The organism is Sphingobium sp. SCG-1 (assembly GCF_002953135.1).
GTDB lineage: Bacteria > Pseudomonadota > Alphaproteobacteria > Sphingomonadales > Sphingomonadaceae > Sphingobium.
Window position 1 is genome coordinate 3,023,023 of sequence record NZ_CP026372.1, and the last position, 20,462, is coordinate 3,043,484.

General features: G+C 60.5%; 17 protein-coding genes, 1 pseudogene and 1 other annotated feature. Of the genes and pseudogenes, 5 read left to right on the plus strand and 13 right to left on the minus strand.

Annotation, left to right across the window (positions count from 1 at the left end):
* Positions 1-18 precede the first annotated feature (18 nt).
* Both C1T17_RS13755 and C1T17_RS13760 read right to left on the minus strand, forming a co-directional pair.
* Positions 19-1,494 carry a DUF2779 domain-containing protein gene (locus tag C1T17_RS13755; RefSeq protein ID WP_223262612.1) on the minus strand — a complete coding sequence of 492 codons (1,476 nt, stop codon included), beginning with the start codon at positions 1,492-1,494 and terminating at the stop codon, positions 19-21.
* 52 nt (positions 1,495-1,546) lie between these two features.
* Positions 1,547-2,764, minus strand: coding sequence for a hypothetical protein (locus C1T17_RS13760; RefSeq protein ID WP_104953932.1), 1,218 nt, complete (start codon positions 2,762-2,764; stop codon positions 1,547-1,549).
* A 123-nt stretch (positions 2,765-2,887) separates the two neighbouring features.
* On the opposite strand from C1T17_RS13760, the gene C1T17_RS13765 reads away from it, so the two are divergent.
* A complete protein-coding gene (locus tag C1T17_RS13765; protein WP_104953933.1) occupies positions 2,888-3,091 on the plus strand; it encodes a helix-turn-helix domain-containing protein in 204 nt (67 codons plus the stop codon).
* A 203-nt stretch (positions 3,092-3,294) separates the two neighbouring features.
* Here the strand turns inward: C1T17_RS13765 and C1T17_RS13770 are convergent, their stop codons facing one another.
* The 8 genes and pseudogenes from C1T17_RS13770 to C1T17_RS13805 all read right to left on the minus strand — a co-directional run bounded on the left by C1T17_RS13770 (position 3,295) and on the right by C1T17_RS13805 (position 10,865).
* Positions 3,295-3,627, minus strand: a complete 333-nt coding sequence (locus C1T17_RS13770; RefSeq protein ID WP_223262613.1) for a hypothetical protein — start codon at positions 3,625-3,627, stop codon at positions 3,295-3,297.
* On the minus strand, positions 3,624-4,205 hold the full coding sequence (locus C1T17_RS13775) for an alpha-ketoglutarate-dependent dioxygenase AlkB (protein WP_104953934.1): 582 nt from the start codon (positions 4,203-4,205) through the stop codon (positions 3,624-3,626). Before C1T17_RS13775 ends, C1T17_RS13770 begins: the two co-directional genes overlap by 4 nt.
* Positions 4,202-4,615: a thermonuclease family protein gene (locus C1T17_RS13780; RefSeq protein WP_104953935.1), complete on the minus strand. Its 414-nt coding sequence runs from the start codon at positions 4,613-4,615 to the stop codon at positions 4,202-4,204. Before C1T17_RS13780 ends, C1T17_RS13775 begins: the two co-directional genes overlap by 4 nt.
* 10 nt (positions 4,616-4,625) lie before the next feature.
* Positions 4,626-4,890, minus strand: a pseudogene (locus C1T17_RS13785) (DksA/TraR family C4-type zinc finger protein).
* 61 nt (positions 4,891-4,951) lie between these two features.
* On the minus strand, positions 4,952-5,251 hold the full coding sequence (locus tag C1T17_RS13790; protein WP_104953936.1) for a hypothetical protein: 300 nt from the start codon (positions 5,249-5,251) through the stop codon (positions 4,952-4,954).
* On the minus strand, positions 5,238-8,498 hold the full coding sequence (locus C1T17_RS13795; RefSeq protein ID WP_104953937.1) for an error-prone DNA polymerase: 3,261 nt from the start codon (positions 8,496-8,498) through the stop codon (positions 5,238-5,240). Before C1T17_RS13795 ends, C1T17_RS13790 begins: the two co-directional genes overlap by 14 nt.
* Positions 8,498-10,045, minus strand: a complete 1,548-nt coding sequence (locus tag C1T17_RS13800; RefSeq protein ID WP_317617050.1) for a DUF6504 family protein — start codon at positions 10,043-10,045, stop codon at positions 8,498-8,500. Before C1T17_RS13800 ends, C1T17_RS13795 begins: the two co-directional genes overlap by 1 nt.
* 190 nt (positions 10,046-10,235) lie before the next feature.
* Positions 10,236-10,865: a protein ImuA gene (locus tag C1T17_RS13805; protein ID WP_317617051.1), complete on the minus strand. Its 630-nt coding sequence runs from the start codon at positions 10,863-10,865 to the stop codon at positions 10,236-10,238.
* Between the two features lie 445 nt (positions 10,866-11,310).
* Here C1T17_RS13805 and C1T17_RS13810 point away from each other — a divergent pair, with 445 nt between their 5' ends.
* Both C1T17_RS13810 and C1T17_RS13815 read left to right on the plus strand, forming a co-directional pair.
* Complete coding sequence (locus tag C1T17_RS13810; RefSeq protein WP_223262615.1) at positions 11,311-11,760, plus strand: DUF2200 domain-containing protein; 450 nt, start codon at positions 11,311-11,313, stop codon at positions 11,758-11,760.
* Between the two features lie 215 nt (positions 11,761-11,975).
* A complete protein-coding gene (locus C1T17_RS13815; protein WP_104953941.1) occupies positions 11,976-12,326 on the plus strand; it encodes a YbaN family protein in 351 nt (116 codons plus the stop codon).
* Positions 12,327-12,425: 99 nt separating this feature from the next.
* Here the strand turns inward: C1T17_RS13815 and C1T17_RS13820 are convergent, their stop codons facing one another.
* The 3 genes from C1T17_RS13820 to C1T17_RS13830 form a co-directional block, all read right to left on the minus strand.
* The gene (locus tag C1T17_RS13820; RefSeq protein ID WP_104953942.1) at positions 12,426-13,358 is read right to left on the minus strand and encodes a MucR family transcriptional regulator; all 933 of its coding nucleotides are present in this window, start codon (positions 13,356-13,358) and stop codon (positions 12,426-12,428) included.
* A 192-nt stretch (positions 13,359-13,550) separates the two neighbouring features.
* Positions 13,551-13,976 (minus strand): polyketide cyclase, encoded by a 426-nt coding sequence (locus C1T17_RS13825; protein WP_104953943.1) that lies wholly within the window; start codon positions 13,974-13,976, stop codon positions 13,551-13,553.
* A gap of 860 nt (positions 13,977-14,836) precedes the next feature.
* Entirely contained in the window at positions 14,837-15,394 is a 558-nt protein-coding gene (locus tag C1T17_RS13830) for a DUF3617 domain-containing protein (protein ID WP_104953944.1), read from the minus strand.
* A 523-nt stretch (positions 15,395-15,917) separates the two neighbouring features.
* On the opposite strand from C1T17_RS13830, the gene C1T17_RS13840 reads away from it, so the two are divergent.
* Together C1T17_RS13840 and C1T17_RS13845 are read left to right on the plus strand one after the other, a co-directional pair.
* A complete protein-coding gene (locus C1T17_RS13840; RefSeq protein ID WP_104953946.1) occupies positions 15,918-18,437 on the plus strand; it encodes a hypothetical protein in 2,520 nt (839 codons plus the stop codon).
* 367 nt (positions 18,438-18,804) lie between these two features.
* Positions 18,805-18,860: a sequence feature (sul1 is cis-regulatory element that is thought to sense ions involved in sulfur or methionine metabolism; They are found in Alphaproteobacteria), on the plus strand.
* A 63-nt stretch (positions 18,861-18,923) separates the two neighbouring features.
* The gene (locus C1T17_RS13845) at positions 18,924-20,405 is read left to right on the plus strand and encodes a SulP family inorganic anion transporter (protein WP_104953947.1); all 1,482 of its coding nucleotides are present in this window, start codon (positions 18,924-18,926) and stop codon (positions 20,403-20,405) included.
* Positions 20,406-20,462 lie beyond the last annotated feature (57 nt).

Consider the following 20,462-nt stretch of genomic DNA (forward strand, 5'->3'; position numbering starts at 1 on the left):
ATAGGCGGCCACGATCATTCAACGGACTGCCTGTTTCGTTCCCACCAAATGGTCCGCCAACACGATCATAGCCTGCGTGTCGCATGCGCAGTACAAACGTAGCGCCTCGTCTATCTCCTTGCGCCGCTCCACGGACGTACCCGGATCTATGGCTTCGAGGTAGGCCATCTGCGCCTGCATGCCGTCGCTGACGTCAAGGTCGGCGTAGGAAAGCTGCGATGCGATGGTAGGGAGCACGGCTTTGAGCGACCAGCTGCCGCGCTGATCGCGATGATACCAGGTGGCCCGGGTAACCGGCAGCAGATCGACAAGGCGGTCTGCCAAATCGCTGAGCCCGATTGCGAGGTCAGGAAATAGCGCCGCGAGTTGGCGGAGGCAGCCCCGCTCAAACGGTGCGTTGTAAGCGATCACTGCGCCTTGGGCCGGGAGCAGGTCAATCAGCGCCTGCGCACAGGCGCGGCGGGGATCGGCGCCATCGAGGCTGAGGAACTCGGCATGACGGATAGTGCCATCTTCTTCCTCAATGTGCGCCGAGAACTGGAAGGGGATGTTTTCATAGGGTCGCGTGCCCACCCATCGTGGCAGCGCAAAGCCAATCGTCTCAAAGTCGAGCCATGTGCGCGGATAAGGCCACTGGTCGATGACAGCACGTGCTGCCTCGCTATCGTGCCAGGGAATGCCGCTGACCGTCGCCTGATGCACCCGGTGCTGCACTGGGGTCGTGAGCTCTAGAGGATCGACATCGAACAGGTCGGTGACCCCTTGCGCCAGCCAGCGCTTGCCACCGCCGCCCGGCAGCACAGTGACTGGCCACAAGGGCCCAGGATCTATGGTGTCGTGGCAGTAGGCTGTGAACGCACAGCCATAGGGCGCGGTGCAGTGCTCGCCCACCGGCTGATCAGGCTCCTGCCCTGCAAGCATATGCCGGGCTGCCGCAACGATCTCCCCGCGTTGCGCCACGAGCGGCGCGACGATCTCGTACAGCTCCGCGTCGCGGAACAGCGAACTATAGTCGCCCTCGCGCTCCAGCACGAAGCTCGTGTCGATATGGCGAATGGCAGCGCCGGCCAGTTCAACGCCCTGCCCTTCCAGCACCCAGATTTGGGTTGCGAGATCGCCATGATGGTAAAGCTTTGCACCGCCCGTGCTTTTGACCTCCAGCATCTGCCAGCGTCCATCGCTGTCTGGTTGCAGGATGTCGACCCGGACCAGTACGCCTTCATGCACGAAGGTCGCCTCGAAGATCGGCCCGTCATGGCCAGCTTCAAGCAACTGCCGGGTGGTCTCTACCGCAGCAGCCAGGTTCGGTTCGGCCTCCACCATCATGCCACCCGGGCATAAGGCGCAGGCTGCTTCGCCTACGGCATGTCCGGCCGAAAAGCTCGCGGTGGTCGCCTGGTCATGGTGCCCAGGCTCTGGTCTATGCACCGATAGCCAGAGCTTCTTGGGGCACTGCTCAAAGGCTGCGATGCGAGACTTGGAGAGGCCGATCACTTTCCTGCACTCCTCTGCGGCCTGACCGTCGTAGCAGCAGCATCTTGCGCAATCATGCCGCCTGGTCCCCTGCGATGCGCTGCAGCCGAGGACGCAGGCTGTTGACATACTGGTTGGCGATCCGGGTCATCCAGGCACGGTGCGCCTCCTCTGCCTGATCTGTCCAGGGCAATGGCGAGGATGTGGTAATGCTGAGTAGCGGTACCTCGCCATCGCTCCAGCTTGGCAGGTCGAGCCCTGCGGCTGCAAACTCGCTGTCGATGGCCTCGCGCTCTTCAAGCAGCTCGGCATAGGCTGCGACACCCTCTGCACCGGTAAAGCGCACCTGCGCGCCAATAGTGGCATTGCCGCTGCTGCGGTAGAGGTTGACATAGAGATTGGCCGGCAGCGGCACCCGGATCCAACCTGTGCCGCCGCTACGCGGCGGTGGCTGCCCTGGATCATCGAAGCGCATCTGCGTCAGGAAGCGCGCGACAAAGTCGCGCCAGGCAAGACCTGCACCAGAGGGTTGCCGTGGCTCCATGCCCTCTCCTCCTGCCCCACTTGCAGAGGTCGGCACAACAGCATCGATCACCACTCCCGCTACCTCGCTGCGGATCACAAGCCGCTCGATCAGGGCCGTTTGCGCCAGCACCCGCGGCTGCACCATCAGCCGCTCGGCCCCGTCCGCATCGGCATGACGATATTGGGCGATCTCGATGAGGCCGAAGGTGAAGGCAAGTCCAGGTTGACCGGCAAGATATTCGCCGATGCGGCGTGTGCCTTCGGTTATGCCATCTCCCACCACCAGCAGCAGGAAGCGACCGGCGGCCAAATCGCGCGTGACCCGATCGACAAAAGCAGCCTCGTCCAGGGTTCCACCCGCTTCACAGGCCAGGGCATATAAGACATTCCCCTGTCGCTTGGTGGCCACCGACACCTGACGCTGGAGATCCTCATAGCCCCAGCGAGCAAACTCACGCGCATAGTCAAGGATCTGCCCGACCACTTCCCGGCGCGCCTGCGGATTGCGCCAGAGCTTGCACTCGACCACCACCAACCGCCCACTAGCGTCCATCAGCAGGATATCGACAAAGCCCACGCCGGGCACCGACAGCTCGCGGGTGACCGTCAGCAATGGCCCATAGCTTGGATCAAGATCGTGAACCGGCAGGATCTGCGGGTGCTCTGCAATCAGATCCCGCAGCACATGCTCGCGCCGCGCCTCCCCCTGCGGCACGCGGTGCACAAGCTGTGCGCCGCCCTCCTCGTTCAGCATCAGTAATGTCATAGGCTCAACCCTTTCGTGTCGTCGATCAGTGACACCGCTTCCGCTCGACACGGGGCTGCAAGTCAAGTCGATTGTCTCTGATCGTCTGTAGATGGATCGTCGACAGGTCCGCAGGGTCGCCAAGTGGACATCCGCCGCCGCCTTGCCGCCAATTTGAGGCGCTTTCGCCAGGAGCGAGAGCTCAGCCAGGAGCAGTTTGCCTTCGAAGCCGGTATTCACCGCACCTATGTCAGTGACCTCGAACGCGGCGCCCGCAATCCCACCATCGAAGTGGTCGACAAGCTGGCGAGCTTCCTGGGCGTAAAAGTTGGCGATCTGCTGGACTGAAGTTGAAGCTTCGTCCGCTTGTCCGTAGATCTTGCCGTACACAATACGCTACAATACCTTCGGCAATAGCGCCTAATACGTCCAGTGCTGCCCACCGCGCCCCAATCAAATAGCGCGTCGAGATAAATGCGTCAGCGGCAAAGCGAGATGCGACTGCACCACCCGAAGTCGCACGTAGCGGAAAAGCCCAAACTGAAGTGGCGTCAATCTAAGCCAGCGAACCAAGGGGCATAGGTAGTGTTCCGCGCCATATGCCGATTGAGATCGGGCGCTCCGTCATCCCACCAAACCGGCCCGCGCTCGCCCAACGCTATCTTTGCTTCGTCGACCGCCGCGTGGGCTGCAGCCTCGGCGGCATCATCATTCTTGCGCCGTGCGGCAGCGACCGCTCGTCGCGCGGCCATCAGGTCATGCACGAGGCGCTCGCGCAGGTCGGATGCCAGTCCCGGATTGCTGGTGCGCCAAAGGCGTCCACGAACAACGAAATACCGGCCGTCCGGCGTGATCGGGTATTTGCCGCTTTGGCTCGCGCTCACGCGCGGCGCCCCTTTTCCGACAGGCTGCGAAAGGTGATCGACCAGCGTGGCAGTTCCATCGCTGCGATGCTGTGCTCCCAGTAATGCCGCACCTCGCCGGACAGATGGTAGATCGAGCGGGGCGCAAGCTCGGCCTTGGCGCGATCGAAACCGCCGGAGACCGTCCGCCGTCGCAGCCGCAGCGTGGCGGGGTTGCCGAGCGAGAGACCAACGACATGCTCGAACACGGGGCGATCCTTGTGCCAGCCGATGCCTGCGCCGGGATCATAGCGGATCAGCAATGCCTGGACGAGACCGTCCGGATCGAGACCGGCAAAGCGAGCCGCACGCGCCTTTACCGTTTCAAGCCAGCTTGGGATCGCCTCTGTCGGCGCGAAGCGACCACTCTCGAAATCGTAGCTCCAGCCAAAGGGCTGCGTCAGCCGCTTGCCGGTCCATTGCTGGAATTTAAACGGGCTGAGGCTGGTTGCGTCGATCTGCGCGATCAGGCTGGCTTCCTCAGCGGGCGACAGGAAATCGTCCCGCGTCTTGAGGCCCGGCACGACCGGTGCATCGAACAGGTCAAACATCGCGCTCATCGCGATTTGCCCCTCCCGCCCTCGATGCCGCCCGCGCTGCTAAGGACCATCCCAAGCGGGCGGCCGCCAATAGTGCAGGCGGCGACCACGCGATCATAGCTGCGCCGGCCCGCGCGACAGACCAGCCATTTGCCCATGACGGTGCGCTGCAGGCGACGCTTGGCATCCTGGCCGCCCCGCTCGTGCAGCTCGGGCGCATAAAAGTCGGCAAGACGGATCTCGATCCAGCGATCGGGGCGCCCGGCCGGGCCGATGCACAGCCCATCACCATCGCCGACATAGCGAACGACGCCGCTGAAGGACGTGCCCTTCACGGGAAGCGCGCCCTCGCACGGATCGGCCAGCGCCGGCGAAGCCCATGCACCGGCGAGACACGCCGCCAGCGCGGCAAGAAGAGCCCGACGTGTCATGCCACGTATGTCAGCGCAGCTGACTGTCCTTGCTGCCGCGCCGGTTGATGCCGGAATAGCTCGGCCGTTTGTCGCCGCAATGCCTGGCAGGCAACGCAGGTCCGCGCACCCGGCAGAGCTTGTCTGCGCGGCGCTGGGATCGGTTCCCCGCAATCCTCGCAGTCGTCGAGACCTTCGCCGGAAGGCATTCGCGCGCGGGCACTGGCCAGCGCGTCTTTCAGGCTGTCCTCGATCTGCTCCTGAACGGCGCCGTCGGGCGCCCAGCCATTGGCCATCTTCGCTCGTTCCTGCCGATGTCATTGCTATTGCTCCAATATAGGAAGAGTCCGGGGCATTTCATCGGGAGAGCCGATCGTCGCAGCGCCCTTTTGAGAGCCCGCCGCTGGTCCGCACTTGCCGGACGATCCCATTGTAGGCGGCATGCAGTCCCTGGCTTCGACCGATCGCGTGATCCGACCCGGCAGCATCCCAGAAGGCGACCAGCCACTCGGCGGGACAGTAGCCACGCAGGACCCAGAGTGCGAGCGCCACACCGCGCGTCTGCACCTTGTCCTTGGCCCCCGCCGCCTCGCGCAGGACGTTGAGCGCACGCTCGATCGTTCCTGCGATCCGCGCGGTGGCTTCAATGGAAGTCATGGCTGCGGATCGGCACGATCTCCTCCTGCTCGGCGAGCGTGCCAAACGGTGGCGACGCGAGCGTTCGCCCGCGCGGGAAACTCGGATCACGCGGATCAGGCCCGCCGCCATGCGAGGCGCCGTCGCCACGACCGGGTGCCACCGAGAAATCCATCCGCCCGATCGAGCGCAGCATCGCGTCATGGTCGGTGATGCGGTCACAGATGATGTGGATGACCTCGCCCTCCTTCTGGAGGCGCCCGCGCATCGCGATCATCGAGGCGGCCATGACCTGGCGCCGATAGATCTCGAACCGGTCGGGCCATAATATGCCCTGCGCGACCCCGGTCTCGTCCTCGATCGTCACGAACAGCACGCCCTTGGCCGATCCCGGCCGTTGGCGGACGAGGATGACGCCGGCAACCTCGACATTGCGCCCGTCGCGGATCGCCGCGAGATCGGCGCAGCGGACGATCCGCATGGCGTCGAGTTCCCTGCGCAGAAACTGGAGCGGGTGTCCGCGCAGCGAAAGCTGGAGTGAGCGGTAATCTTCAACGACATCCCGACCCGCTGTCATCGGCTTCAACACGACCTGCGGCTCAAGACCTTCGGGCGAGAAGCCCTGTTCGCGTTCGTCGGCGGCAGCGAACAATGGCAACGGTGCTTCGCCAAGACCTTTTACCTTCCAGAGGCCCTGCCGTCGGTCCTCCGATATGCAATGGAAGGCGTCGGCCTCGGCCAGCCGTTCGATCGCGGCACGCGGCGTGCCGGCGCGGCGCCAGACCTCCTCGACACTGTCATAGCGGTGAGGCCCACGCGCCGCCACGATCGCGGCGCCATGAACATTGGCGAGCCCGCGCACCTGTCGGAACCCGAGCCGCACCGCCCTATAGCGCCCGCTCGTCGGTTCGAGCGTGCAGTCCCAATGGCTGTCATTCACCGAGACAGGCCGGACTTCGACACCATGGTTGCGGGTATCGCGCACGATCTGCGCCGGCGCGTAGAACCCCATCGGCTGGGCGTTGAGCAGCGCCGCGCAGAAGACGTCGGGATGATGATGCTTCATCCAGCAGGAGGCATAGGCAATCTTGGCGAAGGAGGCAGCATGGCTTTCGGGGAAGCCATAGGAGCCAAAGCCCTCGATTTGCTTGAAGGTCCTCTCGGCAAAGTCCTTGGGGTAACCGCGCGCGATCATGCCGCCGACCAGCTTGTCGTAGAAATGGCTGACACCTCCGGTGAGCTTGAACGTCGCCATCGCCCGGCGAAGCTGATCGGCTTCGACCGCCGTGAACCCCGCGCCGACGATAGCGACCTTCATCGCCTGCTCCTGGAACAGCGGCACGCCCAATGTCTTTTCCAGCACGGCGCGGAGTTCCGGACGCGGATATTCGGGTTTCTCCTTCCCCTCACGTCTACGCAGATAGGGATGGACCATGTCGCCCTGAATCGGTCCTGGCCGCACGATCGCCACTTCGATGACGAGATCGTAGAATTCCCGTGGTTTCATCCGCGGCAGCATCGACATCTGCGCGCGGCTCTCGATCTGGAAGACGCCGAGTGTGTCCGCCTTCTGTATCATTTTGTAGACGTCCGGATCGTCGTCCTGCAGGTCGGCCATCGTGACCTTGATGCCTTTCTCCTGTTCGAGCAGATTGAAGGCGCGGTTCATGCAGCCGAGCATGCCGAGGCCGAGCACGTCGACCTTCATGAATTTGAGGGCATCGATATCGTCCTTGTCCCATTCGATGATCTGGCGATCTTCCATCCGCGCCGGCTCGATCGGCACGAGGTCGTCCAATCGATCCTGGGTGAGCACGAAGCCGCCCGGGTGCTGCGAGAGGTGGCGTGGCGTCCCGATCAGCTGGCGCGCGAGATCGAGCGTCAGTTTGAGGCGATGGTCCTCGGCATTGAGGTTGAGGCTCTCGATCTGCTCTTGCGGAATGCCGTCCATCGACCAGCCCCAGACGAGGCCCGTCAGCATCTTGGTCAAGTCACGCGGCAGCCCCAGCGCCTTGCCGACCTCGGCGACCGCGCCACGCGTGCGGTAGCGGGTGACGACCGCCGTCAGCGCCGAGCGGTCGCGGCCATAGGTGTTGTATATCCACTGGATGATCTCCTCGCGCCGCTCATGCTCGAAATCGACATCGATATCGGGCGGCTCGCGGCGCTCGCCCGAAACGAACCGCTCGAACAGCAGCTCATGCTGAATCGGGTCGATCGAGGTGATCCCAAGCAGGTAGCAGACGCAGCTGTTAGCAGCCGAGCCACGCCCCTGACAGAGGATCCCGCGCCGCACGCTCTCGGCGACAATCGCATTGACGGTCAGGAAATAGGGCGCATAGCCAAGCTGATCGATGAGCCTCAATTCATGGTCGATCTGCTGACGGTAGCGATCCGGCACGCCGTCCGGGAATTTGGCCGCAGCGGCGTCTTCGGTGAGTGCGGCGAGCGCCTGCTGCGCCGTCCGTCCCTCCATCACCTGCTCATAAGGATACTGGTACTGGATTTCACCAAGATCGAACCGGCAGGTAGCGGCGATATCGCCGCTCGCCTGGATGGCGTCGGGAAAATCCCGGAAGCGCCGCTCCATCTCTTCAGGCGATTTGAGGTTGCGATCCATGAACCGCTCGCGCCGGAAGCCAAGCGCATCGATCGTCGTCTTCTCGCGGATCGCGCTCATCACGTCCTGAAGCGGCCGGCGTTCGGCCGCATGGTAGAGGACGTCTCCGGTCGCAACGCTGCGCACGCCGGCCAACCGCGCCATGGCATCAAGCGCGTGCAGCCGCGCTACATCATCGGGCCGCCGCCTTAGCGACAGCGCGCAATAGCCTCGCGTGCCGAACAGGGCGCGCAGTTCGCTTAGCCAGTCTTCGGTGGTAGCGTCGGGCATGTCCGGCACGAGGATGGCGACCAATCCTTCCGCATGAGCCGCGACATCGCTCCATTCGAGGATGCAGAACCCCTTGCCGCCGCGTGCCTTGCCGATCGTGAGCAGCCGGGTCAGCCGGCTCCAGGCAGCGCGATCGGTCGGATATAGCAGCAATGATCGTCCATCGACCAGATCGACACGGGCGCCCGGGATCATACGGACCTGGGTGGCCTTCTGGCCATCCCATCCACGTACGACGCCCGCAACGCTGCCACGATCGGCGAGGCCAAGTGTCTGGTGGCCGAGCAGCGCGGCAGCGGCGAACAGCTCCTCGGGCGAGGACGCGCCGCGCAGGAAGGAGAAATGGCTCGTCACCTGAAGTTCGACATAGGAGGCCATCAGCCGAACAGCCCATGCATGTACCAGCTGAGATCACCTGTGGGTGCTTCGACGCCATCGCCTCGGCGGAAAATCCAGAAGCGATAGCCGCCCTCTGCCTCGACGCAAAAATAGTCGCGTACCGCCCACATCTCCTTGGGGCTGCGCCACCACTCGCCGTGGATGCGTTCGGGACCATCGCCCGCTACGATTTTGTAGGCCGAACCGCGCCAGCTGAACCGGCGCGGCGGGTGATCGGGCAGGAGCGCCACGACGTTCGAGAGCATCTCAGGCCGGCGCAGCAGCCGTGCCGGACGCTTCCAGGCCGGCCAGCCTCCGGGCGCCGCCAGCGGATCTACCCGGCAGAAGCCGCGCTCTGGAACGTCGCTCTCGACGGCAGTCAGCCGGAAAAGCGCCTCTTCGCCGACACGGCCACCGAGCTGATCGACCAGCGGCGCAAGATCGGGTGCACGGCCTTCGGTAGCAAAGCCTGCGTCCAGCGCTTCCGGCGCCAGCGGCTCGACGCGCGGCGCGGCCAGCGTCATCGCCTCTATGCCAAGACCAGGATCGATCCGCTCGACCCGCATGGCCAGCATCCGCTTGAGGTGCGCGGGCTCGCGCGTCGCGCGCGCGGTCCCGATCGCGACGCGCTGTTCGCCGCCATCGACGACAACACATGTGAGGATGGCCGTCCGAAGCCCAAGACTGCGCGCTTGCAGCACATGGACCAGATCATCGACTAGATCGCCGATCACGTGGGTGATCGCGTCGGCCGTCGCGATCGGCTCGAGCAGTCGCCGTTCGGCAATCGGCGCCTCGAACGGAATAACCGGCGTGATCGGCTCGGCGAGGCTCCCGCGCGCCTGATCGAGCCGCTCGACTGTCTTCAGCCCGAGCCGCTTGGCGAGCGGGCCGCGTGGCATCGGATATAGATCGGCGATCCGTTCCAGGCCGAAGCGGCCGGCGGCGGTGAGAGCTTCGGGCGTAAGCCGTAGCGCGGCGAGCGGCAGATCGGCGATCGCCTCCGCCTCGGCACCCGACGGAAGAATCGTAATGGCCTCGCCGCCATATCGCGCGAGCGCATGCGCCGCGCCAGGTGTTCCGGCGATCGCGATCGTCGCGGTGAAACCCAGCCGCCGCAGAAAGGTCAACAGACGCCGGCAGAAGCGCGCCTCGCCGCCGAACAGATGGGTCGTGCCCGAGAGATCGAGCCATAGACCGTCGGGCGGCGCAGGGCACGCGGTCGGCGTCCAGCGCGCCACCGCGTGCAGCGCAAGGCTGTCGAGGAAGGCCTGATCCTTTTCGGGCTCGGCATCATGGACATCGAGATCCGTCACCAACGCGCGGGCGTGAGCGGCGGCCATGCCGGGACGCAGGCCGAGCTCCAGCGCCACAGGACAGGCCGATGCGACCACATCGCGCTGCCCGATCCGCGCGATCAGGATTGTCGGTCGACCCCAGAAGGACGCCCATGACGGAGCAACGGATGCAACCGCGCTGGCTGGCCCTCCTTCGTCTGGCACCATGGCCTTGAACGGGTGTTCGGCGGCCTCGCTGCGCCGACCCATCTCGCGCATCCTTGGCTGCTGATGGGCCGGCAGACTATCGATGTTCGCCGAGCTTGGGCGCCGTCCCAGGGCGCCGTCGCGCGCCCAGCGCGCACCCGGCCGCCAGCCGCCGCCCCGCGGCACAGAGCAAGCGCCGGGATCATCGTCGACCGCGGCTTGAAAACGCGGCTCGGCAGAAAATGCGCGACCCTCAGGCGGCGCGACTGGACGCTGCGACCGCCGCAACCGCTCTATGGGCAGCTGCGGCAGGCAGAGCGAGGCGACCCGTTGCATCGCAAGCCTCCAGTTCGAGGGAGAAGGGATTGCCATTGCGCTGGCGGACCAGTTCGATCGCCCAGCGCGCCCGGCCCAGTCCGGCATGGGGCAAGGGTGTCGAAGGCGCGCAGCCGATCCGCCAGCGTGTCATCGCCGATGATGGCGTTTCCAAAGGACAGCGGTCACGTGAGCGGTGTCGCCGGTAGAGAAGGATCGGGGTCTTGCCGTCCGAGGCTGCGAGTTGCAGCCGGCGGGTTGCCGTCTGATCGGCGGACTTTACCTCGGCTATCACGCAGGCGAGCGAGCCGTCGCGCAGGCCATCCTCGGCAAGCGCCAGAACCTCGGCATCCTTACCGCCCTGAGCATAAAGTATCTTGACAGGCCCCAGCCCCGCCTGTTCGAGGCCGGGCGCGTAGAGATCGAACTTCGTGAGCGCCCACAGCACAGTGAAGCCGGCCTCGGCGGCAAAGCGAGCGGCGATGCTGGCCATGAACAGCGTCGCGGCGGCATCATCGTTCAGCCTGGCCGACGCTGCCGCAACCTCATGGAGTCCGGCACCATCCAACCCGCTATCGGCGAGTCTGTCGTCGAGAGCAGGGATCCCAAAGGGCAGGTTTGGACCTCGCAGCGCGCGCGCATTCTCTAGCTCCGCGCGGAGCGCAGCAATCTGGTCGGACCTCGTCCGATCGGGAGAGAAAACTAAGGTTGGCATCTGTCAGCATCGACTCACATGTTCCCTTTATGTTCCAATCTCGCTGGAGATTCGTCAAGCGCGATGATTAGAAAATTTCGTTGCACCTACGTGATTATGAAAGCGCCATTGCCAAGTGCACACGCGCATCGGGGACACTGACGTCGGCAGCTAAGATCTCGATCCAAGGCTACGTATGATGTCGGAGACCACAATTACGAACGCTATGTACGCTCGATATTTTACACGGCCTGGAGACTTCGCTTAGTTCGAACAGCGCACGGATTGTGACCCAGCTACCGAAGCCTGGGAAGCACCTGTGAGTGCAACGAAGTCTCTTTCAGGGTATGCACCGGTTTTTCATCCGACGGGTCGATGTCATGCCCCTGCTGGGTCTCAAAGCCGACGTACAGAACGTGAAATGAAACACCGAATTTACTCTATCAGCTTTGCCAGCATCTATCCGCATTATGTAGCAAAGGCCGAGAAGAAAGGCCGTACTCAGGCTGAAGTCGATGAGATCATTAGTTGGCTGACGGGCTACACCCGCCAAGGCCTTGACGCAGAGTTTGAGAAGAAAACGAGTTTCGAGGATTTCTTTGGTCATGCACCTCAATTGAATCCCTCGAGAAAGCTGATCAGGGGAACGGTCTGCGGTGTCCGGGTTGAAGACATCGAAGACCCGCTGATGAGAGAAATCCGGTATCTCGACAAGATGATCGACGAGCTTGCAAAAGGGAAAGCGATGGAGAAAATCTTCCGGCGATGATGCACTAGTGCCGACACCAGCAAAAGAGGCGGCATGAAAACTGATGAGTGTCATGCCTGAGAAGCGCGCCGCAATGGATCAGCCTGCTGAGGTAAATGTGTCGCGGCCAGAAGCCCATACCCTTTATGATCCGCTGTTGCCGTAGCAGAGCAGCATAGATCACGACAATTCTTACTGATTGCGTGAAGCTGGAAGCTGGTCATAGCTGTCCGGCGATGATGCGCTGGCTTTACCTGATCGCGGGTTATCTCGCGCTTGCTCTTGGCATTGCAGGCGCGATTCTGCCGCTGTTGCCCACTGTGCCATTCATCATTCTTGCGGCATTCTGCTTCGCTCGAAGCAGCCCCAGGCTCGAACGGCAGTTGCTGGAGCATCCGCATCTTGGTCCACATATCCAGCGCTGGCGGCGTAATGGCGCAATCAGCCGCCGAGGAAAGCGCGCCGCGACGGCAGCGTTTGCCATCTCGGCCCTGCTCGGTATCTTGTTTGCGCCCTGGCCCTTTTTTCTCATACCGGTAGCAGCCGCCCTGACTGGCGGAACCTGGATCTGGCTTAGGCCGGAATGACGCCCTTGTAACCGTTATAGAGTTTGACTTGGCGAGAGACGCACGACGCCCATCGGCCGTCTCTTGCCATACGATCGCGAATCTTCTTAGCGCGCCTAGTTACGCCTCAACGGATTTGCTGACGCGCTTCTTATATGCGCGTTTAGTCGGCTTTGGCGCATCCGAAGATGTGCTTTGATCAGTATTCCCAGCCTTCGCTTCCCTGGGCTTGGGCGAAGGCTTAGCTTTGGCAGCTTCCTCGAGCATGCTTTCAGGTTGAGCGGGCTCGCCTGCTCTGATCTTAAGCTTGCGACGAGGCTTGGTCGGAGCGTCGGACGCAGAGGATGTTGGCGTTGCCGTCTGGGCAGGCTGTTCTACGTCTTGATCAGCAGCGGCGACATTATCGCGCACGCTATCGACCTCTGACTTCCGAGTAGGTTTTACTGCCTTGGCCGCAGAGCCTTTAGGGCCAAGCTTTGCCGAGACGGCACGCACTTTGCGCGCTGCCTTGGGCACCGCAATGGTGTCAGCAATAGCAGGCTCGTTCGCTGCCACTGGCGCTATGTCGGCAGCGTCCTCAATCGCGTCTGCCCGCGGGGTGGATGCGACTGCAAGCGGGGCGGCGTCCTCAGCCATGACCCCTGCCCGCTTCTTGCTGCCGCCAAGGCCATTCTTCGCAGCGACCGCTCGGCGTTCTTCGGAGTAAGCAGGCGCGACCATCGGATAGCTCGCCGGCAGCTTATAGCGCTCACGATACTCAGCCGGTGAAAGCCCATTTGCCGCGAGGTGACGCTTGAGCGTTTTATAGGCCTTGCCATCAATCATGCTGATGATGTGATCGCGCGATGCTAGGCTCTTCCTCAGACTGACCGCAGGCGTAAACGTTGGTGCCTCAGCTTCCACAGCGGCGGGTGCATCAATGCCTGCAAGAGCAGAGTAGGTCGACTGAATGAGGTCAGACAGCGTCTCGCTGGGAACGGTGTTGTTCGCAAAATAGGCGCTCAGCAAGTCGACGGTCAACGTTGTGAGATCGGCCTGATCATGGTCAGCCATTAAATACATACTCCTTTGATGAAGATCGTTTTCACAGAGGTGCTCTATGCGCCTAGCTGTTACGAAAAAGATAGTACATTGCCAAATTCGTTAATCTCTATGCTGATCCAAGGCATGACAACGCGTGGAAGTCGTCACGTTCGAAAGTGGCTGCTATGATGACACGAGCCGCTACGATCTATACCCAATGCGTTACTGAGGTTGCTCGTTAAAGAAGAGCCGTTCACTATTTACCAAATCTCGAAGCGCCCGCAGATCACGTGCGATCCATTTGGCGTCTCTCGCGAAAGTCTCATCCGTCATCTCCGGTTTACGAAACAAAGTGAGCATGACTTCTGCGCCAACGCCGTTCTGGACCACGCGAAGAGGAACATGGACCGCCTGCCCATTTCCTGTTTCTACGACATGATCCATGACACCAAACGCATTATAGGGTGTGAAGTGAACGATGATCGGACCGTCCACACCATCGGCGATCCAACCTTCATCGCTTTGGCGAAGGTCTGCCTCGATCAGACCGGATGCCCACTGGGAGAATGTCTCAGGGCGCCAGATCGCCTCGTAAAGCGCCTGCCAATTCCGATTTATCGTTATGCTGTAGGTTCGCGCAGGTAACATGCAGCGTCTTTCCTTAAGGCGGGAGCACCTGTGGTGCTGCCTTTATACTGCCGTGTCAGCCAAGACACCAAGGATCATGTTTTCGGTTAGTCACAGACTTGCGCTCGTCGCCGCCAATATGGTTTGGTCGATACGCCAAGATACGTAGCAAAAAGCGCTTTCCACCCGCAATGCAATTACGTTATGAAGATCGCCGGGGTCGCGTAGTCCATTTCGGAGGAATACGACGATGAGCGATAGTGACAAGCTGAGTTCGCATTCACAGTTGGGGGTCAGTTCGGCGATTAGCATCGTCTTGCGAAGGGCACGTGCCGCACGAGATCATTGCAGGATGATCACTGCCATATTAGGCTTCAAGCCGAAAACATTGCGCCTGCAAAGCCCGAGTTTCTACATGGCACACCGGAAACCCCGGACCACATTTCGGCGACGGTAACCACTTACCAACTATCCTCTGGCATCATGCAGATGCGCACAGCGTCCCAGCCAATATACTCCCCTTGCGGCTGGTAGATTGCCGCGAGCGTGCCCTTGGGGTGCGCTCGCGGGCTTTCCTGCTGCACGCTCTTCGTTTGCCACGGCAGCCTCCGAACCAAGCTTTGAAGCTGAGGCAGACGCCAACCTATGCACGCATAGTTCCTATCATTGCTGGCCGTTATTGCGACCCCTTATGCTTTCAAAAAAACGGCCGTCCGCTGTCCGCGGATCAGCACGGAAATTCCGGATCCGGCTAGCGCATGCCTAGCCTCAGGGCTGATCCTGCGGGTGCGGGCTAAGGATTATGTACGCGGAGCTAAAGCGGATGGTCGGAACTCTGGAAAGCTGATGGCGGACAATGCGAAGCGGCCCAGCCAAACGCCCTAGAGGAGATTCATCATCTTCTTGCCCGCACTGTTCACCAGATCGCCCGGTTTGAAACCGGCTGGGCATTCTCCCACACGCTTTCCCTCAATCGTCCCCTTGCGTGGTGACCCGCCGTTCTCAACAACGTTAGTCGTCATGGCAAAGCTGTTCTGGAAATCACCGGCTATGGTGCCGGTTTGCGCCAGCTTCTGATCCATTATCGCGCACTGAATGATAAAATCCCAGCCGGCTGACGTCCGTTTGAAATCGCTTCTGCTGCAGTTGCCCATGATTGTGAGCTGATCAAACAGCGAGTATTTCTTCTCCGAGTCCGCGCCTACGCAATAATATTGCTTCATCATCGGCGATCCCTCGGCCGTGAATGAACTCATTTGCCAATACCCCTCAGCACAGCGAGGCGCGCCCTTGCTCGTCACGGCGACATTGGCAGGTGTGCCCGCGACCATCGGTGCGGCACTTGCGCTTCCTTGTGGAGGCTTATTATCACTCGGTTTGCCGTCGCAGGGAGTTAGTGCCAAGGTCGCAATCATCACCGCCAAAGAGGTGCGTATCATCAGCCTAACTCCTGCCAGCGCCTTTGTCTGGCGTGCAAATACGATCGCCGGTTATCACTCGCTGACCAAAGAAACGCCAGTCTAGTAGAAATGCATATCTGGCTTGCAGGCAAAGCAAGCTCGCACCTGTTACATTCAGCTAAATCAACGCTTTCGACCTTTATGAGACGCTTAGCGATCAAATCTCGGTCCCCAGGTGCGGACCGTCCAGTTCCAACAGCTCGCGACCAACATTGGTCGTTCCGATCCTGCGCTCAGTGTGTCGGCTCACGCCAAATTTGACGTTGCGGCGAGCGGCAGCGGCCGGACGGCCACGTGCCCTGATGCCGGCCGTTCCCGGAGCGGTTGGTTGGATCCGAAAGCCGCTGTCGTTCAGGTGACAGGGCTTGGCGCAAAAGATGGCATCGTTGATGCCCCGCCTTAACGGTCCCAACGATACTCCGGATTGCCCTACGTTGATGTCTACGGCACAGATATTGTAGGCGACGGTAAATGTGCGGATTAATAGGGGGGCGGACTAACGATGGCACAGCTTGATCCATTCGATCAGCTAGGACTGATGGTTAAGGAGCACGCGGGGCGCGAGCTAAACGAGGCTGACACACGACATCGTGTGATCGACTTCATTTTGCATGACCTTCTCGCATGGCCAAGGAACCGAACGAACGTCGAGGAATACATCGCCCCGGGCTATGCTGACTACGTCCTTAGGAAGGCAAACGGGGACGCAGTTCTTTTCGTCGAGGCAAAGAAGGAAGGAGTCTTCTTCAACTTGCCAGCTTTGCCCAATGGTCAGATCTCTGGCTACGTGACGATCGGCAAGCTTATATCCGATGAAAATGTCAGCGCGGCCATGAAACAGGTTCGTGATTACTGCTTTAATGACGGAAGCGAATACGCCGCGATCACCAATGGCCACGAATGGGTTTTTTTCCGTATATTTGAACGCGGGAAACGGTGGGAATCACTGAAGGCATTTGTGATTAGTGACCTTTCCTTCTGGGAACGGGAGTACACAAAAGCGTATAACAGCTTGAGTTACACCGCCATCTTTGAAAACTTGTCACTCGCCGATCTACTCAACAGCTCGCCTCCTCAAGACCGCAGCATATTTTTTGCTAAAGACCGCATACCCTCCTACTCGCATTCCATTACAGCCAACCGCTTGGCGAGTGCCCTTCGCCCCGTAGTAAACCACTACTTCGGGGTGATCGGGGACGATGACACGGAATTCATGGACCGCTGCTATGTGTCCGAACGGGACTATCAGCATGCGTTCGACGGCATGCGGAGCCTGATCGAGGACTCACTCTCGCCATATTTCGCGGCGCAAGGCATTCAGCAACTTGAGGATACTGGAAAGGGAGGTCGCCTGGGAGGGCGACTGACGAAGAACATCAAGAAAGGCCGCAAAGGTGAGGTTCTCGTCCTCTTCGGTGGTAAGGGGGCCGGAAAATCGACGTTCATCAAGCGGCTGCTGCACCACAATCCACCGCGTTGGCTCCGTGACCATTCCGTGGTGGCGATCATAGACCTCCTCAAAGTTCCTGAGGAGGTCGAGGTCATCCGCGCGGCAATATGGGACGGATTGGTAGATGCTCTCGACTCCGAAAAACTCCTGAGCGCTGATAGAAGCACAATACTCGAGAAGCTATTCTCCGATCGATACGAAATCGCCAATCGGCAGGAGCTTGCGGGCCTCTCGAAATCGTCGGACATTTACAACTCGCGACTGAACGATCTGGTCGCCGCTTGGAAATCGGATAAACGCTACTGCGCGCGCAAGCTGGTAGAGTACTGGAAAGATCAGGATAAGGGTGCGATCGTCGTCGTAGACAACACTGATCAATACTCGGGTTCGCATCAGGACTTCTGCTTTGCATCGGCTCAGGATATCGCTGAGGAACTCGGTTGCATCACCCTCATATCAATGCGGGAGGAGCGCTTCTATGGAAGCAAGATTCACGGCCTCCTCGACGCATTCCAGAACGCTGGCTTTCACATCAGCTCACCCAAGCCATCGCACGTGTTCCGCAAGCGTCTCGACTATGTGATCGGTTTATTGACTTCTGAAACGTCGCGCGATGCTTTACTTGGTGATACAGAAACTACCGTGGTGTCCGACTGCGCAAAGTATCTTGGAATCGTGAACCGTGAGTTCTCGAGTGAACAGTCGCCGCTCAATGGCTTCCTAACGGCTTGCGCCCACGGCGACACAAGGCTTTCGCTTGACTTGTTTCGCAGTTTTCTGCTGTCGGGCTACACCAACGTTGAAGAAATGCTAAATGCCGGTCAGTGGACTTTCCAGATCCATCAGGTTGTTAAACCAGTGATGATTCCGACGAGGTACTTTTACGATGAGTTGCTGAGTGACATCCCGAATGTCTTTCAGCTTCGCTACAACAGGCATAGTTCACACTTCACTGCCATGCGGATACTGCGTAAGCTAGCGCGTAAGGTCGAGGGCGCGTCCGCAGCATACCTCTCGATAGCAGAACTCAAATCATATTTTTCTGAGACGTTCGGGATGATCGAGGATTTCACTCGTACTACAGATATACTGTTGAAGCATGGTTTTGTAGAGGCGGATAACAGACTAGATTCATTTTCGGAAAGCGTAGATAGCATTAAGATAACTGGTTATGGCCTATATATGTTCAACAACTTGGCTTATGCATTCACATATTTAGATCTTATTTGCACCGATACAGGCTCATTTGATGAATCTGTCACCAACTATCTGGTCGAGGCGGCTAAAACCGAGTACGGGTACTTTGTCAAAAATCAGCGAATTCAGAGGGTTGAGACCCGTTTGGATCGGGTCGAGAAGTTCGTTTCATACCTTGAGTCGGAGGAGCAGCGGGAGCGCGAGACTTACAATCTGGCCATTGCGGATAAGGACCTCTTCACCACGAAGTGTCGTGATACGTTTGAGAATGAGCGCCAGCGCGTTCTCCGTAGCGCTCAGCGACAAGGAGGGAAGACGTCCGGACGACCGTCCGGCCGCAACGGGGCGCGGCGCGGATCGCGGCATCGAGCTTAAGAACGGTGAGCAACCGTTGGTGGGTTTTTCCGGTTTTTGGCGAATGTCACAACGAACGTCAGACTTGCACGCGCAACTGCTCGAAACCTGACAGCCTTCTAACGGTCCAATTTTTGACGTTGTGAAAGCACCGTCAGCACACTTTGAATGTCGTCTTCTGCCAATAGCTTCCGCTCTACACGTCGCTTGCAAACGGTAGAAATTTCCCAGACCCTGCCTTCCGTTGTCGTCGAGCGTGGTCGGCCACTCATCGACAAAGTCCAGTTGCCCAGCGGCGGACATTCTTTCATCCTGCACCGAGCCAGCGATCTCGCTGGTCGCGCGCTCTTGCCGTTCCCAAACGGGCTCACTACGAAGCTACCATTCGCAAGGACCCGGTGAAATTCCGGGTGGCTATTCCGGCCGCCGATCCGCCGGACAATGTATGTCGCAGCGCTCCTCCTGTTTGCTGCCGCTCCGCCTCTGCGACACTCCTCGGTTTTCAACATGAACAACACAGCTCTTTCGCGCGATCGCACCGAATGGCTCAACGGCGGGCCAAACGCCCGGCGTGACATCCTCTCCGGCATGGTCGGCACCTTTGCCCTGATACCGGAGGTCATCGCCTTTTCCTTCGTGGCGGGAATAGACCCGGAGGTGGGGTTGTTTGCCTCCTTTGTAATCGGCATCGTCATCGCCTTCGCTGGCGGACGTCCTGCGATGATTTCCGGCGCGGCGGGATCGGTGGCGCTGGTTGCCGCGGCATTGGTCCATGCCCATGGCCTGCAATATCTGCTTGCCGCGACACTGCTGGCCGGACTGTTCCAGATCGTCTTCGGCCTCCTGAAGCTCAACGTGTTGATGCGCTTCGTCTCGCGGTCTGTGCGGACGGGCTTCGTCAACGCGCTCGCCATCCTCATCTTCTCGGCGCAGGTGCCACAGATGTTGGGGGTGACGTGGCACAGCTATGCGATGATCGCGGGCGGCCTGGCGATCATCTATCTGCTGCCGCGCATCACGACGGCCATCCCCTCGCCCTTGATCTGCATTCTTGTCCTGACTGCGATAAGCATTGCCTTCCCCATGCCTATCCACACCGTCTCCGATCTTGGCCGGCTGCCATCATCGCTGCCCTCTTTCACATTCCCCGCGGTGGCATTCGACTGGCAGACCCTGTGCATCGTGGCGCCATATGCGCTCGCCATGGCGGCGGTTGGCCTCCTTGAATCCCTGATGACCGCCAGCGTGGTCGATGACCTGACCGAAACCACGAGCTCCAAAGCGCGAGAGTGCACGGGGCTGGGCCTCGCCAACGTCGCCGCCGGGCTGTTCGGGGGCATCGCGGGTTGCGGTATGATCGGTCAGACGGTCGGTAATGTGCGCTATGGTGGCCGAGGCCGGCTTTCCACCCTGGTCGCTGGCGCGTTCCTGTTGCTGGTGATGGTTCCCCTCAGGCCATGGGTCGCGCAGGTGCCTGTGGCGGCGCTCGTTGCGATCATGATCATGGTATCGGCCAGCACCTTCTCATGGACCTCGATCCGCGATCTGGCTCGACATCCAAAGGTTTCCGGCATCGTCATGGTGGCAACTGTAGTTGTCACGGTCGCGACCCACGACCTTTCCGCAGGTGTCGCTGTAGGAGTATTGTTGAGCGGGGTGTTCTTCGCTTTTAAGGTGACGCGCTTGATGAATGTGAGCGTCAATTATGACGAGGCGACGGACATGCGGACCTACACGGTGTCGGGCCAGATCTTCTTTGCGAGCGCGGACATCTTCGCCGATAGATTCGATCTGCGCGATGCTGCGGCAAAGGTTCGCATAGACCTCACCGCCAGCCATTTGTGGGATGTCACGGCGGTCGGTGCATTAGAGGACGTCGTTACGAAAATGCGGCATCATGGCATGGCGGTGGAGGTCATCGGGCTCAATCAGGCCAGCGCGATCCTGGTGGACCGACTCGCTCCGGCGATTGGGTCTGCATCCTCCTGATCAATCGAAGAGGTAATCACCGGATCATGAGCCTCGATGTTCGAGCCTTCCCGGACG

Bases quoted from the DNA above. Each gene is read 5' to 3' on its own strand.
- C1T17_RS13775 (WP_104953934.1), bottom strand. From the start codon at position 4,205: ATGAGCGCGATGTTTGACCTGTTCGATGCACCGGTCGTGCCGGGCCTC.
- C1T17_RS13795 (WP_104953937.1), bottom strand. From the start codon at position 8,498: ATGGCCTCCTATGTCGAACTTCAGGTGACGAGCCATTTCTCCTTCCTG.
- C1T17_RS13780 (WP_104953935.1), bottom strand. From the start codon at position 4,615: ATGACACGTCGGGCTCTTCTTGCCGCGCTGGCGGCGTGTCTCGCCGGT.
- C1T17_RS13840 (WP_104953946.1), top strand. From the start codon at position 15,918: ATGGCACAGCTTGATCCATTCGATCAGCTAGGACTGATGGTTAAGGAG.
- C1T17_RS13800 (WP_317617050.1), bottom strand. From the start codon at position 10,045: ATGGGTCGGCGCAGCGAGGCCGCCGAACACCCGTTCAAGGCCATGGTG.
- C1T17_RS13820 (WP_104953942.1), bottom strand. From the start codon at position 13,358: ATGGCTGACCATGATCAGGCCGATCTCACAACGTTGACCGTCGACTTG.
- C1T17_RS13815 (WP_104953941.1), top strand. From the start codon at position 11,976: ATGATGCGCTGGCTTTACCTGATCGCGGGTTATCTCGCGCTTGCTCTT.
- C1T17_RS13790 (WP_104953936.1), bottom strand. From the start codon at position 5,251: ATGACTTCCATTGAAGCCACCGCGCGGATCGCAGGAACGATCGAGCGT.
- C1T17_RS13825 (WP_104953943.1), bottom strand. From the start codon at position 13,976: ATGTTACCTGCGCGAACCTACAGCATAACGATAAATCGGAATTGGCAG.
- C1T17_RS13760 (WP_104953932.1), bottom strand. From the start codon at position 2,764: ATGACATTACTGATGCTGAACGAGGAGGGCGGCGCACAGCTTGTGCAC.
- C1T17_RS13830 (WP_104953944.1), bottom strand. From the start codon at position 15,394: ATGATACGCACCTCTTTGGCGGTGATGATTGCGACCTTGGCACTAACT.
- C1T17_RS13845 (WP_104953947.1), top strand. From the start codon at position 18,924: ATGAACAACACAGCTCTTTCGCGCGATCGCACCGAATGGCTCAACGGC.